This is a genomic window from Actinomadura monticuli (assembly GCF_041463655.1).
GTDB classification, from domain to species: domain Bacteria; phylum Actinomycetota; class Actinomycetes; order Streptosporangiales; family Streptosporangiaceae; genus Spirillospora; species Spirillospora monticuli.
This window is the reverse complement of sequence record NZ_JAXCEI010000011.1, coordinates 106,097-125,322: the sequence shown is the minus strand read 5'-3', so window position 1 is coordinate 125,322 and position 19,226 is coordinate 106,097. Positions and strand designations below refer to the sequence as shown.

The window sequence follows — 19,226 nt, the reverse complement described above, 5'->3', positions numbered from 1 at the left end:
GTGCTCCGGGACGCCCGGAGCCGGTTCGTGAACCCGTCGACGGGCCCCGCGCCGGGCCGGTTCACGACCGGTCGCCCATCATGCGTTCGACGTACTTGGCGACGACGTCCACTTCGAGGTTCACCGGATCGCCGGGCTTCTTGAGGCCGAGCGTGGTGAGGGCGAGCGTCGTCGGGATGAGGGCGACGGTGAACCAAGGGGAGCCGGCGGCGTCGCGGGGGGTGCGGGGGGCCGTTCCCCCTCGGACGGCCCCGTCGCCGGCCTCCACGACCGTGAGGCTGATGCCGTCGACGGTGATGGAGCCCTTGTCCACCAGGTAGCGGCTCAGGCCGGCGGGCAGCGACACCGTGACGACGTCCCACCGCTCGCCCGGTTCGCGGGAGACGATGGCGCCGACGCCGTCCACGTGGCCCTGCACGAGGTGGCCGCCGAGCCGGTCGGACAGCCGGACGGGACGTTCGAGGTTGACCTTGGAGCCGGGTTCCAGCGCGCCCAGGCTGGACTTGTCGAGGGTCTCCTTGATGACGTCGGCGGTGAAGACGCCGTCCTCGACGTCCACCACGGTGAGACAGACGCCGTTGACCGCGATCGACGCGCCGTGGACGGCGTCCTCGGTGACGAGCGGCCCGCGGACCGCGAGCGCGACCGAGTCCCCCTGGGGGTCGATCGCGACGATCTCGCCGAGCTCCTCGACGATGCCGGTGAACATCTCCCGGGCCTCCTAGATCAGGGCTCCGGGGACGTACACGGGTCATCGCACACCCCTGGTCAGGGGCGTACCGCGCGCTGCCTCCCATCCGGACTTTAACCGTCGGTCCCGGAGTTCCACCGGGTCAACCGGCCGATGGCTTCGGCCGGGTCGCGGACTGTCACCGCCGGTTCGGAATTTCACCGACCCCGGAGCACGCGTTCGTACTTTGCCAACCAGTGTGCCATGCATTCCATTCCGCGCCCCATGTGACGGTCGCCACGCCCGTGCGCCCTTGAACGTCACCTGAGCCCGCCCGGCCGATCGGCCCCGGCGGTCACGCCCCGGGCCCTGCCCCGAGGCCGGCCTCGACCGGGTCCCCGGTCGTTCGACCGGGCGTCCAGGCGGGCGGTGGCTTCGGGAAGGTCGGGTGGGAGGAAGTCGGCGACGCGGTCACTCGTGCGGCGGCCGTGGGCATCGGACAGGAACTCGTCCGGGTCGATGCCGTACTCGGCGGCCCATTCGCGGGCCGCGCGTTCGACCAGCGGAGTGGAGTCGACGAGCGTGCCGTCCACGTCGAACAGGACGGCGGCGCAGGGCAGGATCACCAGTCCGCCTTGGCCGTCGCCTCCTCGGCCTGTGCGCGGAGCCTGCGGATGGCCTCGGAGGGGTCGTCGGCCCCGTAGACGGCGCTTCCGGCGACGAAGACGTCCGCCCCGGCCTCGGCGCAGCGTTCGATGGTCTCGGCGCTGACGCCGCCGTCGACCTGGAGCCAGACGGGGAGGTCGCGGCCCTTGATGAGCTCGCGGGCGCGGCGGACCTTCGGCAGGACGACGTCCAGGAACTTCTGGCCGCCGAAGCCCGGCTCGACGGTCATCAGCAGGAGCATGTCGATCTCGCCGAGGAGGTCTTCGAAACCGTCCACGGGGGTGGCCGGGTTGACGCCGAGGCCCGCGCGCGCGCCGGCGGAGCGGATGGCGCGCAGCGTGCGGATGGGGGCCTTCGCCGCTTCGGCGTGGATGGTGACGCTCTTCGCTCCCGCCTCGGCGTACTCCGGCGCCCAGCGGTCGGGGTCCTCGATCATCAGGTGGCAGTCGAGCGGCAGCGCGCTGTGCTGCAGCAGCGCCTGGACGACCGGCAGTCCCAGGGTGAGGTTGGGGACGAAGTGGTTGTCCATGACGTCGACGTGGACCCAGTCGGCTGAGTCGGCGATGCGCGCGACGTCCTCGGCCAGGCGGGCGAAGTCGGCGGACAGGATGCTGGGTGAGATCTGAGGAGCCATGATGCCCCGAGTCTATTGGCGCGTTTCGGCCCGTTCCTCACCCGGCCGGGTGACGCCGGGGGTGGGACGGGCCGCCAGGCCGAGGCGGACGAACGCCTCGGGTGCGCCCGCGGTGACCCACAGCGCGAGGAGCATCTGGACGGCGAACGCCTCCGCCAGGTTCGTCCCCGTGGGCAGCAGGTCGAGCGCGGCGACCGCGGCGGCTCCGGCGAAGCCCAGCGGGACGCGCGCCAGGCGCTGCCAGGCCCGCCCGCCGGGGTCGAACCAGCCGCGCGCCGCGAGCACCGACAGGCCGGCGAGGGCGCCGCAGAGCCCGCCGGAGGCCCTGGCGGAGTCGGTCAGCGAGACGGGCTCGGCCCGGCCGCCGGCCGCCCTGATGGCGTCCGCCCACGCCTGCGGCCACTGCCAGTTCTCCAGCGGCTGCCACGCACCCCAGGCCGCGGCCAGCAGCAGCAGGGAGAGCACGAGGGACAGGGCCATCTGAACGCCGAGATGACGGCGGGCCCACCACGGGACGACGACGGGCTCCAGCGCGAGGGCGGCCACAAGGAGGAGCAGCCCGACGGCCCACCCCGCGAGGACCTGGCCGGTCGAGTGGACGCCCAGGTAGACGCGGGACACCCCGATCAAGGCGATGACGACGGCGGCACCCGCCCAGACGAGCCGCCGCCTGGTCTGAGCCGCGAAGAAGCCCCATGCCACGATGCCGTTCTGGGCGTGGCCGGACGGCATCCCGAAGGACGACAGCGGCTGCCTGCCCTGGACGGCGGGGTCCGTCCAGTACGGGCGCGGGTCGTGGAAGACCAGCTTCAGGATCGCGTTGAGGAGCCCGCACGTCAGCAGGACGACCGAGGCCCGCGCCGCGAGGCGCGGCGCGACGCACCAGAACAGCGCGACGAGCAGCGGGACGTAGAAGCCCGCGCTGCCCAGGTACGACATGAAGAGCATGAAGCCGGTCAGCACGGACCCCCCGAGGTGCTAGGTGCGGCGCAGGAGCGCCAGGAACATCGCGTCCGTGCCGTGGCGGTGCGGCCAGAACTGGGCGTACGGGCCGTCCCCCACGTCGGTGAGGCCGGGGCTGAGCGATGCCAGCACGGCCGGCGCGTCGAGCCGTTCGGCGTCGTCGCGCTTGCGCAGGACGTCGTCCACCACCACGCGGGTCTCGGCCAGGTGGGGCGAGCAGGTGACGTAGGCGACGACCCCGCCGGGCCGGACGGACTCCAGCGCCGTGGCGAGCAGCCCGCGCTGCAGCGTGCCGAGTTCGGCGACCGCCTCCGGGCCACGGCGCCAGCGGGCCTCCGGGCGGCGGCGGAGCGCCCCCAGGCCGGTGCAGGGCGCGTCCACCAGGACCCGGTCGAACGCCCCGGGACGCCATGCCGGGGCCGTTCCGTCGGCCGCGATCACGCCCGCGCGGTCGTCGGCCGCGCGCCGGACGAGCGCGGCCCGGTGCGGCTGGACGTCGGCGGCGAGGAGCCGCGCGCCGCGCTGGGCGGCGATGGCCGACAGGAGCCCGGCCTTGCCCCCGGGGCCCGCGCAGAGGTCCGCCCAGCGGGCGTCCGGGCCGTCCACGGAGGCTTCGATCAGCGCGAGGGCGACCAGCTGGCTGGCCTCGTCCTGGACGGCGGCGCGCCCCTCGCGGACGGCGGCGATACCGGCCGGGTCGCCTTCGGGCATGACGGCGGCGTAGGGCGAGTACGGGGCGGGCTCCGCGCCGGACTCGTACAGCTCCTGCAGCGTGGCCCGGCCGGGACGGGCGACGAGCGTCACCCTGGGGCGGGCGTTGTCGGCGGCGAGGAGCTCGTCGATCTCGTCCGGTCCGACGGCGTCGCGCAGGGCGGACACGATCCACTTCGGGTGGCTGTGCGCGATGGACAGGCGCGTCGTCGTGTCGGCGCCGGCGGGCACCACGATCTCCAGCCAGGCGTCCATGTCGCGGGTGGCGACCTTGCGGAGCACCGCGTTGGCGAACTTCGCCTGGCCGGGGCCGGCGACGGACCGGGCCAGCTCCACGGTGGTCCCCACGGCGGCGTGCGGCGGGATGCGCGTCGCGAGGATCTGGTGCGCGCCGAGGCGCAGGACGTCCAGCAGCGGGGCGTCGATGCGGCGCAGCTCGCGGTCGCTGCACAGCGCGAGGACCGCGTCGTAGGTGCCGCGGCCGCGCAGGGTCCCGTAGGTGAGCTCGGTGGCGAGGGCGGCGTCGCGTCCGGTCAGGTCGCGGTCGTGCAGGCGCTTGGGCAGCAGGAGGTTCGCGTAGGCGTCGCGGGTCTCGACGGCGCGGATCACGTCGAACGCGGTGCGGCGGACGAGGTCCTGGGGGCGGCCGGTCCTGCGGGGGCCGCCCGGCCTGCGGTTCGGGGCGCGTCGGCGGTCACGGGCGGGCGGCATCAGTGCAGCGCGTCCTTGCCGACGAGGTTGACGCCGCGGATCCAGTCGGCGGCGGCCATGCGGCGCTTGCCCTGCGGCTGGACCTCCCCGAGCGCGACGGGATGTGTGGCCGTTCCCACCAGTACCTCGTTCTTTCCTGGGCGGATCTCGCCGGGCGGGAGCTTGTCCGCGCCGGGCGCCGGGCGGACCGGCCCGAGCTTGACGCGCGTGTCGCGGAAGTTCGTCCACGCTCCGGGGGCCGGCGTGCACGCGCGCACGAGCCGGTCGATGTGCAGGGCCGGGCTGCCCCAGTCGACGCGACCGTCCTCGGGCCCCAGCTTGGCCGCGTGGGACACGCCTTCGGACGGCTGCGGCCGCGGTTCCAGCACGCCCGCCTCGATCCCGTTCATCGTGTCGAGGAGCAGGCTCGCGCCTGCGACGGCGAGCCTTCCCAGAAGGTCGCCGGACGTGTCGGTCGGCCGGATCGGCTCGGTGAGGACGCCGTAGACGGGGCCGGTGTCGAGGCCCTCCTCGATCTGGAACGTCGCCGCGCCGGTCACGTCGTCGCCGTGCAGGATCGCGCGCTGCACGGGCGCCGCGCCGCGCCACGCGGGCAGCAGCGAGAAGTGCAGGTTCACCCAGCCGTGCCGGGGGATGCCGAGGGCCTCCCGGGGCAGCAGCGCGCCGTAGGCGACGACCGGGCAGCAGTCGGGCGCGATCTCGCGGAGCCGGCCGAGGAACCCGGGGTCGCGGGCCTTGGCCGGCTTCAGCACCTCGACGCCGGCCTCGGCGGCCAGCGACGCCACCGGAGAGGCGCTCAGACGGCGTCCACGGCCCGTGGGGCGGTCGGGGCGGGTCACGACCGCGACCACCTCGTGCGAGGAGCCCAGGAGCGCCGTCAGCGCCGGAAGCGCGGTGTCCGGGGTGCCCGCGAAGACGAGCCTCACCTAGATCGCCTTCCCGAAGGTCCGGTGCGGCGACTCCTTGACGACGGGCGCCGGGTCGCCGAACCACTCGGCCTCCCGGATCGCCTTCATCGCGGCCTTGCGCTGCTCGGGGTCCATCCGGTCGATGAAGATGATCCCGTCGAGGTGGTCGGTCTCGTGCTGCACGCAGCGGGCCAGCAGGTGGGTGCCCTCCAGCGTGATGGGCTCGCCGTGCATGTTGAAGCCCTTGGCGACGACGCCCACGGAGCGCGGCGTGGGGAACGCCAGGCCGGGCAGGGACAGGCACCCCTCGTCGTCGGTCTCCTGCTCGTCCGACAGGTCGAGCGTCGGGTTGACCACGTGGCCGAGCCGGTCGTCGACGTAGTAGGTGAACACCCGCAGGCCCACGCCGAGCTGCGGAGCGGCAAGGCCCGCGCCCGGAGCGTCGATCATCGTGTCGGTGAGGTCCTTGACGAGCTGGCGCAGCTCCTTGTCGAAGTCCTTCACCGGCTCCGCGGGCGTGCGCAGCACGGGGTCGCCGAAGAGGCGGATGGGCTTGACGGCCAACGGGGACTCCGTTTCCTGCGTGGTTCTCTTGCGCCGTTCTGCGAACGGGCTGTGCCGGTCCAGTTTACGGAGACAACGCGTGGTGATTCACACGCCGCGGCGCGCCCCCTCATGCGCCGAGCGCGCCTTGTAGGCGGCGGTACGGGCCGCCTTGGCGGTCGCCTTGTCGGGGTGATGGGCGCCCAGCGCCTCCAGGACGTCGGCCACGCCGGGATGCTCCGTGCGCCACAGCTCCCCGACCATGACCTTCATCTCGGCCTCCGGCGGAGCGTCGATGAGGGCCGCCTCGACCGCCTCGCCGGGCTCGGCGGTCTCCAGCATCCCGGCGACGGTGTCGACGAACACCCAGAGGTACTCCTCGCGGGCCAGCTCCCGCCCGGACGGGTCGCCGACGGCGTTCAGCCAGAGCGCGGCGTAGGGCGAGACCAGCGGATGCTCCCGCGCGGCGCGCACCACGGGCGCGGCCTCGGCGCCGATGCGGTGCAGGACGGCCGCGGCGAGGTTGCGGGCCCCCGGGCCGCCCGTGCGCATGACGTCCAGCAGGTCGGCGGCGGCGTCCTTGGGGTCGTGGGCGGCCAGCCAACCGTCGATCTCCTCGTCGGCGGCGTCGGGCCGGTACCAGGTGAGCCCCTCGATGAGGTCGGACGCGCGCGCCCCGGCCAGCTCGCCGACGACGGGGGCGGTGAAGCCGTCCGCGAGCAGCAGCTCCCGGACGGCCCACACGCCGAGCGGGGTCAGCGCGAGGCCGTCGCCGGCCGGCTCGACGATCCCCCAGTCCTCGAGGGTCGCCAGTTCCAGGTGCAGCGCGTCCGCGACGAGGTCGGCCATGGCCTCGGCGTCGGAGAGGTCGTAGGCCTCCTCCACGTGCCCGAGCAGCGCCCCCGCCAGGATCTCCGGCTCGGTCGGCTCGTCCTGCTCGTACAGGTGGATCAGGACGCCGGTCAGCTCGTTCTGCACGAGCTCCACCGCGTCCAGACCGTCGGCGTAGTCGTGGCCCGGCACGGCCGTCGCCTCGAACAGCGGCAGCCAGGCGGCGAGCAGCGCCTCGTCGTCGTCCGACCGGAGGCCCGCGCAGGCCGGGCCCGGGGCGGCGGCGCCGTGCCCGGCCGTGATGACGTCCGCCTCGACGGCGGCCCACCACAGCCGCTCAAGCGCGCCCTCGTCCTCCATCCGGCCGTGGCGGCGCGGACCGTCCAGGCCGAGTGCGGCGGCGGCCGCGGCGGCGTCCTCCGCGGTGAGCGTGTCGTGCTCGGTGAGGGCGCGCTCGCCCGTCCAGTCGGCGAGGGCCAGGACCGCCGCGGTCAGGCCGGACGCGCGCGCCGCCCCGGCCACCGCCGCCCGGGACGCCAGCCGGACGGGCGGGACGACCAGCTCACCGGCCCGCCGCAGGTACTCCTCGGTCCGGGCGTAGCGCTCCGCCTCGGGCAGCTCCTCGAAGTCGCGCACCCACGCGTCAACGGCCTCCTGGTCGTCCAGGGAGACGCCCTCGGCCCGCATGAGCCCGCCGATCACCTCGGCGGCGGCCTGCCGCTCCTCGCTGTCGACGGCCGCCACGACCTCGGCGAACTCCGGGCCGACGCGGTCGATCTCGGCCGCCAGCGCGGCGGCGGCCGGCGCCTGCACGGCGCCGGTGTCGCCCAGGTACCGCACGATCGCGCGGAAGGCGTCGAGGACGGTGGGGACGTCGTCGCTCCCGGCGACCACGGTCTCGGGGAAGACCTCCAGCAGCAGCCCGCGGACCCCGTCCGGGGTCAGTTCCTCCGGGGCCGCGAGGCCCATCTCCTCCCGCGCGAGGCCGAGCAGGATACGGACTCCCTGCTCGTCCAGCGCCTCGCCGCGTTCGCCCGCCCACCGCCGCAGGTCGCCGGCGGTACTCTCCACCCAGTTGTCGGCCACCAGAGAACCCTATTGGTCAGATCAACTCCAGGGGGTCGATCTGGACCCGTACCGTCTCCGCGGCCTTACGCGCGCTACGCACGCCCTGGGCTTCCTTGAGCGCGCGCGCGAGCGCGTGCCCCGCGGCGCGGGGCACGCGCACCAGCGCGCGTTCCCTCTCCTGGGCGCCGGCCCCCGCCTGCGGCACGGGCACGGCCTGCGGCACGGGCACGGCCTGCGGCACGGGCACGGGCCCGAGCACCTCCGCCCCCTCGGGCAGGCGGGCATCGGCCAGGAGCTCCCGTATCGCGGCCGGTGAGCCGGTGAGCGACGCCATGCGCGCGGCGGGCGGGAAGCCCGCCTCCCTGCGCTCGGCCAGCTCGCGCTCCGCGTAGGTGACCGGGTCCCACCGGACGAGCGCCTGGACGGCGGGCAGCGACCCTTCGGCGGCCACGATGACCGGCCCCTGCGGGCGGACGAGGGACGCCGCGTTCATCCACCGCCGCAGCGTCTCCTCCCCGGCGCGCAGATCGGGGCGGCCCAGCAGGACCCAGCCGTCCAGCAGCAGCGCGGCCCGGTACCCCTCGTCCGCGGGCGGCTCCGCCCCGGGTGTGGACACCACGAGCGCGCGCTCGGGGCCGACCCGTTCGAGGACGGCGTCACGCCCAGACGTCCGTACGGGCACGCCGGGGAACGCCCTGCCCAGCTCTTCCGCAGTGCGTTTCGCGCCCACCACGACGGCTCGCACCTGGAAGAAGCCGCATTCGGGGCAGTGCCAGTCACCGGCGATACGCCCGCACCACCGGCAGTAGGGCGCGGCGTGGGACGACGCCAGCGACAAGGGCCCCTGGCACGCCTCGCATCGCGCCGGCGTGCGGCAGCGCCCGCACGCGATGCCCGGTACGTATCCGCGCCTTGGCACCTGCACCAGGACGGGTCCGTCCTGGAGGGCGAGCCGGGCCGCCTCGAACGCGACGTTCGGCAGGCGCGCCGTGCGGGCGGCGGCGTCGCGGGCGAGCTGCGCGTCCTCCCCCACGTACCGGACGCGGGGCATCGCCGTCCGGACCCGTGCCCGGTCGGCGGACAGCTGGTGCGCCCATCCGCTCTCCACCAGCTGGGCGGCGTCGGTCGTGGTGGTGAACCCCCCGATGAGCGCCCCGGCCCCCGCCCGGTGCGCACGCAGGGCGAGGACGTCGCGAGGATGCGGGTAAGGCGCGTGGGGCTCGGCGTGGACGTCGTCACCGTCGTCCCAGAGCACGACCAGCCCGAGGTCGGCGACGGGCGCGAACATGGCGGCGCGCGTGCCCACCACCGCCCGCGCCTTGCCGCGGAGGACCGCGAGCCACCTGCGGTAGCGCTCGGCAGGGCCGAGCTCGGCCGTCAAGGCGACGTGCAGGCCCTCCCCGAGCTCCCCCAGCTCCGCCTTGAGCGCGGCGTCGACCCGCGCGACATCGCGTCCGTCGGCGACCACGATGAGCGCGCCGCGCCCGCCGCTCAGCGTGGCGGCGGCGGCCCGCGCCATGGCGGCCGTCCAGTCGGGGCCGGGCAGCGCCGTCCATACGGCGTGCGGCGCTCTCCCGTCGGCGAGCGCGCCGAGAAACGACGCCCCGGCCGGATAGTCCTGCCAGACGCCCGCCTCGACCGCGCCGGGCATCCCCGGCCCGTCCGTCTCGGCCACCGGTTCGGCTTCGACGCGGGCGTGCCGGGGCGGGACGGCCAGGCGCAGCACGTCCGCGAACGTGCCCGCGTACCGGTCGGCCACCTCCCGGGCCAGCGCGGCCACCTCCGGCGTCAGCACGGCCTCGGACGACGTGACCCGCTCCAGGAACAGCAGCTTCCCGTCATGGCCGCTCTCGGCGGCCCGCTCCAGCAGGAACCCGTCAACGAGCTGCCCGGCGAACCGCACGCGCACCCGGCACCCCGGCACGGCCTTGCCGTCCAGCTCGGCGGGGACCAGGTAGTCGAACGGACGGTCCAGATGCGGCAGGGACATGTCGACCGCGATCCGCGCCACCGGCAGCTCCCCGGCCGGGCGGCGCGCCCCCTTCCGCCCGGCCCTGCCCGCCTTCTTCGGCTTGCCGGGCGCGCCGGACCCGCCGGACTCTCCGGACCCGCCGGGTTCGCCGGCGGGCGTCCGCGGAAGATCGTCCAGCCCGGGGATCAGGTCCGTCCCCCCGCCGTCCTTCGTCACGCTCCCCGTCCTACCAGATCAACCCGACAGCCTGGCTCGCACGCTAGGGTTGGTCCGTTTCAACGGGGGCGCGCGTCCTTGGCCCATTGCCCGACGCCCTCCTCGCTCCCGCCGACGACGAGCCCGTGCAGGCGATGTGACCTCAGCGCATACTCAAGAGCGGGCGGACGCCCCGGTCCGGCCCAGACCGCCAAGCCGTCCGCCCAGACCCTCGACCGCGTCGACGAAGTGGAAGAAGCGGGCACGGCACCCCGTGGTGGCCGCGACGGTCGCCGCCGCCGTCCTGCACCTCGTGTGGGCCCTCTTCCTCGCCGCCGAGGGAGGCGACCTCGCGGCCCAGGCCGCGTGGACCGACTTCGCCTGGAAGCACCCCACGGCGGCGTACAGCTTCGCCTGGTACGGCGGGATGCATCCGGCGTCCTACAGCGTGATGTCGCCGTACCTGATGGCGCTGTTCGGCATCCGCACGGTCGCGGTGGTGACCGGCACCCTCTCGGCCGCACTCACCGCCTGCCTGCTCAAGCGGTTCAGGGCGCCCGTGGCCCTGCCCGCGTCGCTGTGGGCCGCGTTCGCTCTGTCGTGCAACTCCGCCTCGGGCCGCGTCACCTTCGCCCTGGGACTGCTGTTCGCGCTCATGGCCGTCATCGTGGCGTTCACCCCGCGCGGCACGCCCGCCCTGCGCGCCGCCGGTATGGTCGTCCTCAGCCTGCTCGCCTCGCTCGCGAGCCCGGTCGCCGGCCTGTTCCTGCTGGTGCTGGCCGCCGCCCTGGTGCTCACCGGCCGCCGCCGCGCGGGCGTCTGCGTCGCCGTCGGCCTGCCCGTCGTGGTGGGCACGACGAGCCTGCTGTTCCCGTTCAGCGGCGTCCAGCCGATCTCGCTCACCGCCATCGTGCTGCCGGCGCTCGCCAGCGTCGTCGCGATCCTGCTGTGCGCGCCGAAGGAGTGGACGTTCGTGCGCGTCGGCGCGGCCGTCTACCTGGCCGGGATCGTCCTCACGTGGCTGGTCCCCTCCCCCGTCGGCAGCAACGTCGAACGGCTGTCGCTGCTGTTCGGCGGGATGTTCCTGCTGTCGGCGGTCGCCCGCGCGCAGGGCCGGGTCCGGATCGCCGTGCTGTCCCTGGCGTTCATCGTCACGGCGTCCTGGCAGGTCGTGAAGCCCGTCGACGACCTGATCCACACCGAGCCGGCGGCGTCCGCGGCCGACCACGCCCGCGGCCTCGTCGCCGAGCTGGACGCCCTCGGCGCCGACAGGGCCCGCATCGAGGTCGTGCCGCTGCGCTCCCACTGGGAGGCGTCCGGGCTCAGCCGCCACTTCGTCCTGGCGCGCGGCTGGAACCGCCAGGTCGACGCCGAGCGCCACCGGCTCTTCTACGAGGACGGCGCGCTGACGCCCGCCTCCTACCGCGACTGGCTGCACGCGTGGGCCGTCGAGTACGTCGTCCTGCCCGAGCAGGAGGTCGACTGGTCGGCGCGGGACGAGGCCGCCCTCGTCGAGGGCGGCCAGCCGTACCTCACGGAGATCTGGAAGGACGAGCACTGGCGCCTGTTCCGCGTCGCGCGCCCGACCCCCCTCGTCGACCTCCCCGCGACCGTCCGCGAGCTGAACGCGGGCGAACTCGTCGTCGACATGCCGGCCCGCGGGTCCGTCCTGATGCGCATCTCCTGGTCGCCCTGGCTGAGCGCCGCCGGAGGGGACGCCTGCCTGGCGCGCGCGGGCGACTTCGTCCGGCTCACCGCGGACCGTCCGGGCCGCTACACCATCGCCGCCCGCTACGGCTTGCACCGCGGCAACCACTGCGGCACCTGACGGGACGCGGCACCCGACCGAACACGGGAAGGGCCCCGGGGACGCCCCCGGGGCCCTTCGTCGCGCGCCGGGTCAGAGACCGGCGGCGGAGGCCAGGGCCTTGGCGCGGTCGGTCGACTCCCAGGAGAAGTCGGGCTCGGACCGGCCGAAGTGGCCGTACGCGGCGGTCTGCGAGTAGATCGGGCGGAGCAGGTCCAGGTCGCGGACGATCGCGGCCGGACGCAGGTCGAACACCTCGTCGACCGCCTTCTCGATCTTCTCCGGGGCGACCTTCTCGGTGCCGAACGTCTCCACGAACACGCCGACCGGGTGCGCCTTGCCGATCGCGTACGCGACCTGGACCTCGGCGCGGTCGGCGAGCTGCGCGGCGACGATGTTCTTGGCGACCCAGCGCATCGCGTACGCGGCGGACCGGTCGACCTTGGACGGGTCCTTGCCGGAGAACGCGCCGCCGCCGTGCCGGGCCATGCCGCCGTAGGTGTCGACGATGATCTTGCGGCCGGTGAGGCCGGCGTCGCCCATCGGGCCGCCGATCTCGAACCGGCCGGTCGGGTTGACCAGCAGCCGGTAGCCGGCGGTGTCGAGGTCGAACTGGGCGAGCACCGGGTCGACCACGTGCTCCTTCACGTCCGGGGCCAGCAACTCCTTCAGGTCGATGTCGGGAGCGTGCTGGCTGGACACGACGACGGTGTCGAGGCGGACGCCGCGGTCGCCGTCGTACTCGATGGTGACCTGGGTCTTGCCGTCCGGGCGCAGGTAGGGGACGTCGCCGCTCTTGCGGACCGCCGACAGCCGCTGCGCGAGCCGGTGCGCCAGCGTGATCGGCAGCGGCATCAGCTCGGGGGTCTCGCTGGTGGCGTAGCCGAACATCAGGCCCTGGTCGCCGGCGCCCTGCCGGTCCAGGTCGTCGACGCCCTCGCCCTCGCGGGTCTCGTAGGCGTCGTCGACGCCCTGCGCGATGTCGGGCGACTGCGCGCCGATGGACACCGACACGCCGCAGGAGTGCCCGTCGAAGCCCTTCTTGGACGAGTCGTAGCCGATCTCGAGGATCTTCTCCCGGATGACGCCCGGGATGTCCACATAGGTCTCGGTGGTGACCTCACCGGCCACATGCACCTGACCGGTCGTGATCATCGTCTCGACGGCGACCCTGCTCTTCGGGTCGTCCTTGAGCATCGAGTCGAGGATCGCATCGCTGATCTGGTCCGCGATCTTGTCCGGGTGTCCTTCGGTCACGGACTCGGAGGTGAACAGGCGGCGAGACACGTACGTGCACTCCTTGCAGCGGCTGCTGACTGACGTCGCAGGACGGATATGTCATCGAGTTCGGCGGGGACGTCCCCCGCACGGGTATTGACGAGTGATAGGCCCGCAGTCTAGCCCGATCGTCATCGGGTGCCGGTAGAGGCTCGGTCGAGGCCGGCGGCCACCGGCCGGTCCGCGGGCGGCGGATCCAGGCGCGCGGCGACGAGGTCCCAGATGATCTCGGCGAGGGCCTCCTTGGCGCCGCGGGGCACCTCGGTGTGCGACCCGTCCGCGCCGAGGATCACGGCCTCGTTGTCGGGGCGGCCGAACGTCAGGTCCTCGCCGACCTGGTTGACGACGAGGAGGTCGCTGCCCTTGCGGGCGAGCTTGGCGCGGCCGTTCGCGAGGACGTCGTCGGTCTCGGCCGCGAAGCCGACGATCACCTGGCCCGGACGGCGGTTCGCGCCGAGCTCGGCCAGGATGTCGGGGTTCTTGACGAGCCGGATCGGCTCCGGCTCCGCCCCCTCCGCCTTCTTGATCTTCGAGCCCCGGTAGCCGGCCGGCCGGAAGTCGGCGACGGCGGCGGCCATCACGACCGCGTCGGCGCCGGCCGCGGCGGCCACCACGGCGGTGCGCATCTCCTCGGCCGACCCGACGGCGACGACCTCGGCGCCGGCGGGGTCGGGCAGGGCGACGTTGGCGGAGACGAGCGTCACGCGGGCGCCGCGGGCGACGGCCGTGCGGGCGAGGGCGTAGCCCTGCAGGCCGGACGAGCGGTTCCCGATGAAGCGGACGGGGTCGATGGCCTCGCGGGTGCCGCCCGCCGAGACGACGATGCGCCGTCCGGCGAGGTCGCGGCCGTCCGCGCCGCGGGCCAGGACGTGCCGCGCGACCTCGAACAGCTCGGCCGGATCGGGCAGCCGGCCGGGGCCGGTGTCCTTGCCGGTGAGCCGCCCGGACGCCGGCTCGACCACGACGGCGCCGCGCGCGCGCAGTGTGGCGACGTTGGCCCGGGTCGCCGGGTGCTCCCACATCTCGGTGTGCATCGCCGGCGCGAACACGACGGGGCACCGGGCGGTGAGGAGGGTGTTGGTGAGCAGGTCGTCGGCCAGCCCGTGCGCGGCCCTGGCGAGCAGGTCGGCGGTGGCGGGCGCGACGAACACCAGGTCGGCGCCCTGCCCGAGGCGGACGTGCGGGACCTGCGACACGCCGTCCCACACCGCGGCGGACACGGGGTTGCCCGACAGCGCCGCCCACGTCGGCTCGCCGACGAAGCGCAGCGCGTCCTCGGTCGGCACGACGGTGACGTCGTGGCCGGACTCGGTGAGCCGCCGCAGCAGCTCGCACACCTTGTACGCGGCGATTCCGGCGCTCACGCCGAGCACCACGCGCGGCTTACGGGAGGTCATGCTGCCACTGTCCCATCACATGCCGAACGGCCCGCCCCCGGGGGTCTGGGGGTCGCCCCCCAGATGAACACCACGGGCATCGGCGAAGGCGGCCGGAGGCCGACGAGTAGCATGGCCCGCCCCGGGGGTCTGGGGGTCGCCCCCCAGATGAACACCACGGGCATCGGCGAAGGCGGCCGGAGGCCGACGAGTAGCATGGCCCGCCCCGCCCAGGGGGTCAGCCTTCGATGGGCTCGGCGTTCAGGAGGCCTTCGCGCGTCTCGCGGAGCGCGATCGACAGGGGCTTCTCCTGCACCTGGGTCTCGACGAGCGGGCCGACGTACTCCAGCAGGCCCTCGCCCAGCTGGGCGTAGTAGGCGTTGATCTGCCGGGCGCGCTTGGCCGCGATGCTCACGAGGCCGTACTTGGTGTCGACGACCTCGAGGAGCTCGTCGATCGACGGGTTGGTGATGCCCTCATTGCTGGCTGCCACTCGGTGGCCTTCCACTGGTAGGTCTCGACTAGTGAACAGCCATCAAGGTTAGCAGCTCATCGCACACGTCCTGGACGGACGTGTTGACGAGCGTGACGTCGAACTCCTTCTCGGCGGCGAGTTCGACGCGGGCCGCGTCGAGCCGGCGTTCGATCACCTCGGGCGGCTCGGTGCCGCGGCGGGTGAGCCGGCGGACGAGCTCCTCCCAGCTGGGCGGCGCGAGGAAGACGAGCCGCGCGTCCGCCATGGAGCGGCGGACCTGCCGGGCGCCCTGCAGATCGATCTCCAGGAGCACCGGTTCGCCGCGGGCGAGGCGCTCCTCGACGGGCCGCCGCGGGGTGCCGTAGCGGTTTCCCGCGAACTCGGCCCATTCGAGGAGCTCCCCTTCGGCGACGAGCCGGTCGAAACCGGCGTCGTCGACGAAGAAGTACTGCACACCATCGGTCTCACCCGGGCGGGGGGCCCGGGTGGTCACCGAGACCGACAGCCACACCCGCGGGTGCGAGCGCCGGATCTCGGCGACGACCGTGCTCTTGCCGACGCCCGACGGCCCGGACAGGACCGTCAGCCGCCGCGCGAGCGGGCCATGCGTTCTGGAGCCTGCCGGCGCAGCGATGGGTGCGCCGGAGCCGGGCGGGATGGAGCCGGTCTCGGGTCGCCCCGGCCCGGCCGCGGCGGACTGACCGCCGCGCCCGCCCGTGAGTCGCGCGTCAGCGGTTCGCACTTCCGCCGAACTCACGCTCCAGGGAGGCGCGCTGGTTGGCGCCGAGGCCCCGCACACGGCGGGACTCGGCGATGCCCAGGCGCTCCATGATCTGCTTCGCACGGACCTTGCCCACACCGGGCAGTGATTCGAGGAGGGCCGACACCTTCATCTTGCCGACGACATCGTCGGACTGACCCTCTTTGAGAACCTCGGCGAGCGAGGTTCCACCGTGCTTGAGCCGGTTCTTAACCTCGGCCCGCTCCTTGCGAGCCTTGGCAGCCTTCTCAAGGGCTGCGGCGCGCTGTTCGGGGGTTAGGGGCGGAAGAGCCACGCCGGGTCACCTCAGGTTTCCACTCGACGGAGTCGGACGGGTTGGGAAACTAGCGAGTTCACCACCCATAAGGCAACGTGAAGTGCCGTTTAGCCCACCACAAATTCACGAATATCACTCCCCGGAGTGTCCTGAATACAGAGTGTACCCAATCCGGGGGGGTCGGCGGCGCATCCCCTTGCCTTGCTGGGACTTTCGCATGATCGTGAAAATCCCCCCTTTCCACCCCCAAATGCGGCACTCCGTACCCATATGTCACTACGGTTCGCGGCCCCGCCCGGCGGTCCCGCCGCGCCCCCGGAGGGCCCGGACGGGCGCCCTCGGGCGCCTCCTGTGAGGTCTCCCACAAACGATCCCGACCGAGTGACGCTCATCACGCCCCGCCGTTCCGCACGTCGCGGCGGCACCGTTACTGTCATCCTCGACAACACCCGACCCCGCCAAGATCGTCTCCCGCTCGGAGGACCGCGCCACCCACTCAGCTCCCCCGCCCGCCGCCAGGGCGCGACACGGACGCGGATCGACCGGACGACCCGCCGGGGGCCGCCCCGGCCGGAATCGCCGCTCCGCGTGAACGACTTCGTCGTTCGGCAAGTACTCGCAATGCGAACACCGCTTCCCCGGTATTCGCATGCGACTAAAACCACAATGTGCGGTCGCGCACGCCCGAGTGCGCTTCGAAACTTTCGCGGAATGCAGTTCTGCCCCATGCACCCACGGTCACCCCAATGCCCACTCGCCCCCCGGGAGACGGGGGCTCAGCCGGTGCCGGAGGAGGTGCGGCGCAGCGCCGCCGCGATGGCGGCCGCGGCCGCTCCGGGGTCGGGGGCGCCCGTGATGGGGCGCCCGATGACCAGGAGGTCGGCGCCGGCGGCCAGCGCGTCCTCCGGGGTGGCGACGCGGGCCTGGTCCTGGTTGGCGGCGCCGGCGGGCCGGACACCCGGAGTGATCAGCGTGATGCCCGGCCCGACCTCGGCGCGGACGGCGGCGGCCTCCTGCGGGGAGCAGACGAGGGCCTGCGCGCCCGCCTCGACGGCGAGGGCGGCGAGCCGGCGGACCGCGTCCGGCGCCGGCCCGGCGAGGCCCAGGGCGGTGAGGTCCGCCTCGCCGAGCGACGTCAGGACGGTCACCGCGGCGATCTTCGTGGCGGGCACGGCCTCCACGGCGGCACGGATCATCGCGGGGCCGCCGGCGGCGTGCACGGTCAGGTAGGCCGGCTTGAGCCGCGCCACGGCGCGGGCGGCGCCGCGCACGGTCGCGGGGATGTCGTGGAGCTTGAGGTCCAGGAAGACCTGGACGCGGCTGGCGCCCCGGACGCTGGCGACGACGTCCGGCCCGTAGCGCAGGTAGAGCTCCAGGCCCACCTTGACGGTGGAGACGTGCGGCGTGACCAGGGTGGCCCAGCGCGCGGCCGTCTCCAGGTCGGGCGCGTCCAGCGCGACGGCGATGGGGGCGGCGGTCACAGCTTCTCCTTCTCGGGCTGTTGCGGGCGCACCTGGGGAGGGACGTACCCGGCGGGCTTGTGCGCGAGGCCGACGGCGTCGGCGAGGCGGCCGATGCGGCGCGCCGCGAGGGCCTCCTCCAGCTCGCGCAGGACGCGCGGCCCGGCCGCGGGGTCGTGGAAGACGGCGGTGCCGACGGCGACGGCGGAGGCGCCGGCGAGGATGAACTCCAGCGCGTCCAGGCCGGTGGCGATGCCGCCGACGCCGATGATGGGCGTGCTGGGCAGCGCGGCGTGCACCTGGTAGACGCAGCGGACCGCGATGGGCCGGACGGCGGGCCCGGACAGGCCGCCCGACACGCCGCTGAGAGCCGGCCGGAGCGTCTCCGGGTCGATCGCCATGCCCTCGACGGTGTTGATCAGGGTGAGGCCGTCGGCGCCCGCGTCGACGCACGCGAGCGCGATCGTGACGATGTCGGTCACGTCCGGGGCGAGCTTGGCGAAGATCGGGACGCCCGGCCGGGCGTGGGCGCGGACGGCGCGGACGACGGACGCGGCGGCGGCCGGGTGCCAGGCGAACACGCGCCCGCGGTCCTCGACGTTGGGGCAGGCGACGTTGACCTCGATCGCGGCGACGCCGGGGACGCCGCGGAGGCGGCGGGCCACGTCGCCGTACTCCTCGACGCTGTTGCCGGCGATGGACACGATCGTGCGGACGTCCTGCTCGATGAGCCAGGGGAGGTCCCGTTCGAGGAACGTCTCCACGCCGGGGCCGGGGAGGCCCATGGCGGTGAGGAGGCCGCTCGGGGTCTCGGTCACGCGCGGCGTGGGGCGGCCCGCGCGCGCTTGGGGCATCACGGACGTGGTGACGAACGCCCCCAGGCGGCCGAGGTCGAAGAACTGGGCGAGCTCCCGTCCCGTCCCGCCGCACCCGGACGCCGTCAGGACGGGATTGGGCAGCTCCAGCGGCCCGAGTGCGGTCCTGACCCGGTCGCCCGCCCGGTCGCTCACTGCTGGCCCCCTTCGGAGACGCTCAGGACGCGCGGCGCGCCCAGCGCGTCGAACGGGATCGTGCCGAGGTCGCCCCAGCGGATGCGGTCGCCGCGCAGGACGGGGCCGTCCGCGCAGGCGCGGACCATGCGGGTGACGCCGTCGTCGCCGTGGACGGGGAGCATGCACGTCATGCAGACGCCGATGCCGCAGGCGCCCGTCCGCTGCAGGAACTCCTCGACCGACACCTGCGAGGGCAGGCCGAAGTCGCCGGCGATCTGGGTGACCGAGCGCAGCAGGCCCGTCGGCCCGCAGCCGTAGACGACGTCGGCGCCGGTCTCCTCGATGACGCGGGGCAGGACGTCGCGGACGGTGCCGCGCTCCCCCATCGTGCCGTCCTCGGTGGCGACGGTCGAGCTGTCGCCGATGCGCTGCGCCATCCGGGAGCCGAACACCTGCCGGGCGGACGGCCCGCCGAGCACGAAGTGCACCTGGCAGCCGCGCCGCAGCAGCGTGTCGGCGAGCGCGAACACGGCGGCGCCGCCGGGGCCGCCGCCGACGAGAAGGCAGGTCACCGGGTCGCGGGGCAGCCGGAACGGGCGGCCGAGCGGCCCGACGAGGTCGATCTGGTCGCGGGAGCGGCGGCCCGCGAGCCAGCCGGTGCCGGGCTCGGTGTCGGCGAACACCAGCTCGACGGTGCCGCCGTAGTCGGACTTGACCTCGTGCACCCCGAAGCAGCGGCGGACCAGGCGGGACGTGTGCTCGCCGCCGACGGCGAGCGCCACGAACTGGCCGGGGCGGAACCGCTCGGCGATGGCCGGGGCCACCAGCGTCATCGCGTGGTAGTCCTGCACCTGGCGGACCGTCAGGACCGTCGCCGACGTCTGCACCGGCGTGTCGGACACCCGTCTCCCTCTCCTCGTCGTGCGCCG

Annotated in this window: 18 protein-coding genes and 1 riboswitch; of the genes, 1 reads left to right on the top strand and 17 read right to left on the bottom strand. The window is 74.2% G+C overall.

What is annotated here, in order from left to right:
- Positions 1 to 61: 61 nt before the first annotated feature.
- The 9 genes from SM611_RS24655 to SM611_RS24615 all read right to left on the bottom strand — a co-directional run bounded on the left by SM611_RS24655 (position 62) and on the right by SM611_RS24615 (position 9,893).
- Complete coding sequence (locus SM611_RS24655; protein WP_371952278.1) at positions 62 to 709, bottom strand: riboflavin synthase; 648 nt, start codon at positions 707 to 709, stop codon at positions 62 to 64.
- A gap of 70 nt (positions 710 to 779) precedes the next feature.
- Positions 780 to 910: riboswitch (FMN riboswitch) on the bottom strand.
- A gap of 80 nt (positions 911 to 990) precedes the next feature.
- On the bottom strand, positions 991 to 1,296 hold the full coding sequence (locus SM611_RS24650) for an HAD family hydrolase (RefSeq protein WP_371952277.1): 306 nt from the start codon (positions 1,294 to 1,296) through the stop codon (positions 991 to 993).
- A complete protein-coding gene (gene rpe / locus SM611_RS24645; RefSeq protein WP_371952276.1) occupies positions 1,293 to 1,970 on the bottom strand; it encodes a ribulose-phosphate 3-epimerase in 678 nt (225 codons plus the stop codon). Before rpe ends, SM611_RS24650 begins: the two co-directional genes overlap by 4 nt.
- Before the next feature lie 12 nt (positions 1,971 to 1,982).
- Positions 1,983 to 2,933, bottom strand: a complete 951-nt coding sequence (locus SM611_RS24640) for a phosphatase PAP2 family protein (RefSeq protein ID WP_371952275.1) — start codon at positions 2,931 to 2,933, stop codon at positions 1,983 to 1,985.
- 15 nt (positions 2,934 to 2,948) lie between these two features.
- Entirely contained in the window at positions 2,949 to 4,355 is a 1,407-nt protein-coding gene (locus SM611_RS24635) for an RsmB/NOP family class I SAM-dependent RNA methyltransferase (protein ID WP_371952274.1), read from the bottom strand.
- Positions 4,355 to 5,281: a methionyl-tRNA formyltransferase gene (fmt, locus tag SM611_RS24630; protein WP_371952273.1), complete on the bottom strand. Its 927-nt coding sequence runs from the start codon at positions 5,279 to 5,281 to the stop codon at positions 4,355 to 4,357. Before fmt ends, SM611_RS24635 begins: the two co-directional genes overlap by 1 nt.
- Positions 5,282 to 5,827 carry a peptide deformylase gene (gene def, locus SM611_RS24625; protein WP_151542021.1) on the bottom strand — a complete coding sequence of 182 codons (546 nt, stop codon included), beginning with the start codon at positions 5,825 to 5,827 and terminating at the stop codon, positions 5,282 to 5,284.
- An 87-nt stretch (positions 5,828 to 5,914) separates the two neighbouring features.
- Positions 5,915 to 7,723, bottom strand: coding sequence for a hypothetical protein (locus SM611_RS24620; protein WP_371952272.1), 1,809 nt, complete (start codon positions 7,721 to 7,723; stop codon positions 5,915 to 5,917).
- A 16-nt stretch (positions 7,724 to 7,739) separates the two neighbouring features.
- Complete coding sequence (locus SM611_RS24615) at positions 7,740 to 9,893, bottom strand: primosomal protein N' (protein WP_371952271.1); 2,154 nt, start codon at positions 9,891 to 9,893, stop codon at positions 7,740 to 7,742.
- Positions 9,894 to 10,149: 256 nt separating this feature from the next.
- Here SM611_RS24615 and SM611_RS24610 point away from each other — a divergent pair, with 256 nt between their 5' ends.
- Positions 10,150 to 11,700: a DUF8823 domain-containing protein gene (locus tag SM611_RS24610; protein WP_371952270.1), complete on the top strand. Its 1,551-nt coding sequence runs from the start codon at positions 10,150 to 10,152 to the stop codon at positions 11,698 to 11,700.
- A gap of 72 nt (positions 11,701 to 11,772) precedes the next feature.
- Here the strand turns inward: SM611_RS24610 and metK are convergent, their stop codons facing one another.
- From metK to SM611_RS24570, 8 genes are all read right to left on the bottom strand, one after another.
- A complete protein-coding gene (gene metK / locus SM611_RS24605; RefSeq protein WP_371952269.1) occupies positions 11,773 to 12,966 on the bottom strand; it encodes a methionine adenosyltransferase in 1,194 nt (397 codons plus the stop codon).
- Between the two features lie 122 nt (positions 12,967 to 13,088).
- Complete coding sequence (gene coaBC / locus SM611_RS24600; RefSeq protein ID WP_371952268.1) at positions 13,089 to 14,354, bottom strand: bifunctional phosphopantothenoylcysteine decarboxylase/phosphopantothenate--cysteine ligase CoaBC; 1,266 nt, start codon at positions 14,352 to 14,354, stop codon at positions 13,089 to 13,091.
- A gap of 217 nt (positions 14,355 to 14,571) precedes the next feature.
- Positions 14,572 to 14,826, bottom strand: a complete 255-nt coding sequence (gene rpoZ / locus SM611_RS24595; RefSeq protein ID WP_021597645.1) for a DNA-directed RNA polymerase subunit omega — start codon at positions 14,824 to 14,826, stop codon at positions 14,572 to 14,574.
- Between the two features lie 28 nt (positions 14,827 to 14,854).
- Entirely contained in the window at positions 14,855 to 15,442 is a 588-nt protein-coding gene (gmk, locus tag SM611_RS24590; RefSeq protein WP_371952417.1) for a guanylate kinase, read from the bottom strand.
- Positions 15,443 to 15,536: 94 nt separating this feature from the next.
- Positions 15,537 to 15,863: an integration host factor, actinobacterial type gene (gene mihF / locus SM611_RS24585; protein WP_371952267.1), complete on the bottom strand. Its 327-nt coding sequence runs from the start codon at positions 15,861 to 15,863 to the stop codon at positions 15,537 to 15,539.
- Between the two features lie 758 nt (positions 15,864 to 16,621).
- Positions 16,622 to 17,326 (bottom strand): orotidine-5'-phosphate decarboxylase, encoded by a 705-nt coding sequence (pyrF, locus tag SM611_RS24580; protein ID WP_371952266.1) that lies wholly within the window; start codon positions 17,324 to 17,326, stop codon positions 16,622 to 16,624.
- Entirely contained in the window at positions 17,323 to 18,315 is a 993-nt protein-coding gene (locus SM611_RS24575) for a dihydroorotate dehydrogenase (RefSeq protein ID WP_371952265.1), read from the bottom strand. Before SM611_RS24575 ends, pyrF begins: the two co-directional genes overlap by 4 nt.
- Positions 18,312 to 19,199, bottom strand: coding sequence for an iron-sulfur cluster-binding protein (locus SM611_RS24570; protein ID WP_371952264.1), 888 nt, complete (start codon positions 19,197 to 19,199; stop codon positions 18,312 to 18,314). The genes SM611_RS24575 and SM611_RS24570 overlap by 4 nt, the downstream gene beginning before the upstream one ends.
- Between the last annotated feature and the right edge of the window lie 27 nt (positions 19,200 to 19,226).

Coding starts and splice junctions, on each gene's coding strand:
- SM611_RS24655 (WP_371952278.1), bottom strand. CDS start 709: ATGTTCACCGGCATCGTCGAGGAGCTCGGCGAGATCGTCGCGATCGAC.
- rpe (WP_371952276.1), bottom strand. CDS start 1,970: ATGGCTCCTCAGATCTCACCCAGCATCCTGTCCGCCGACTTCGCCCGC.
- SM611_RS24635 (WP_371952274.1), bottom strand. CDS start 4,355: ATGCCGCCCGCCCGTGACCGCCGACGCGCCCCGAACCGCAGGCCGGGC.
- coaBC (WP_371952268.1), bottom strand. CDS start 14,354: ATGACCTCCCGTAAGCCGCGCGTGGTGCTCGGCGTGAGCGCCGGAATC.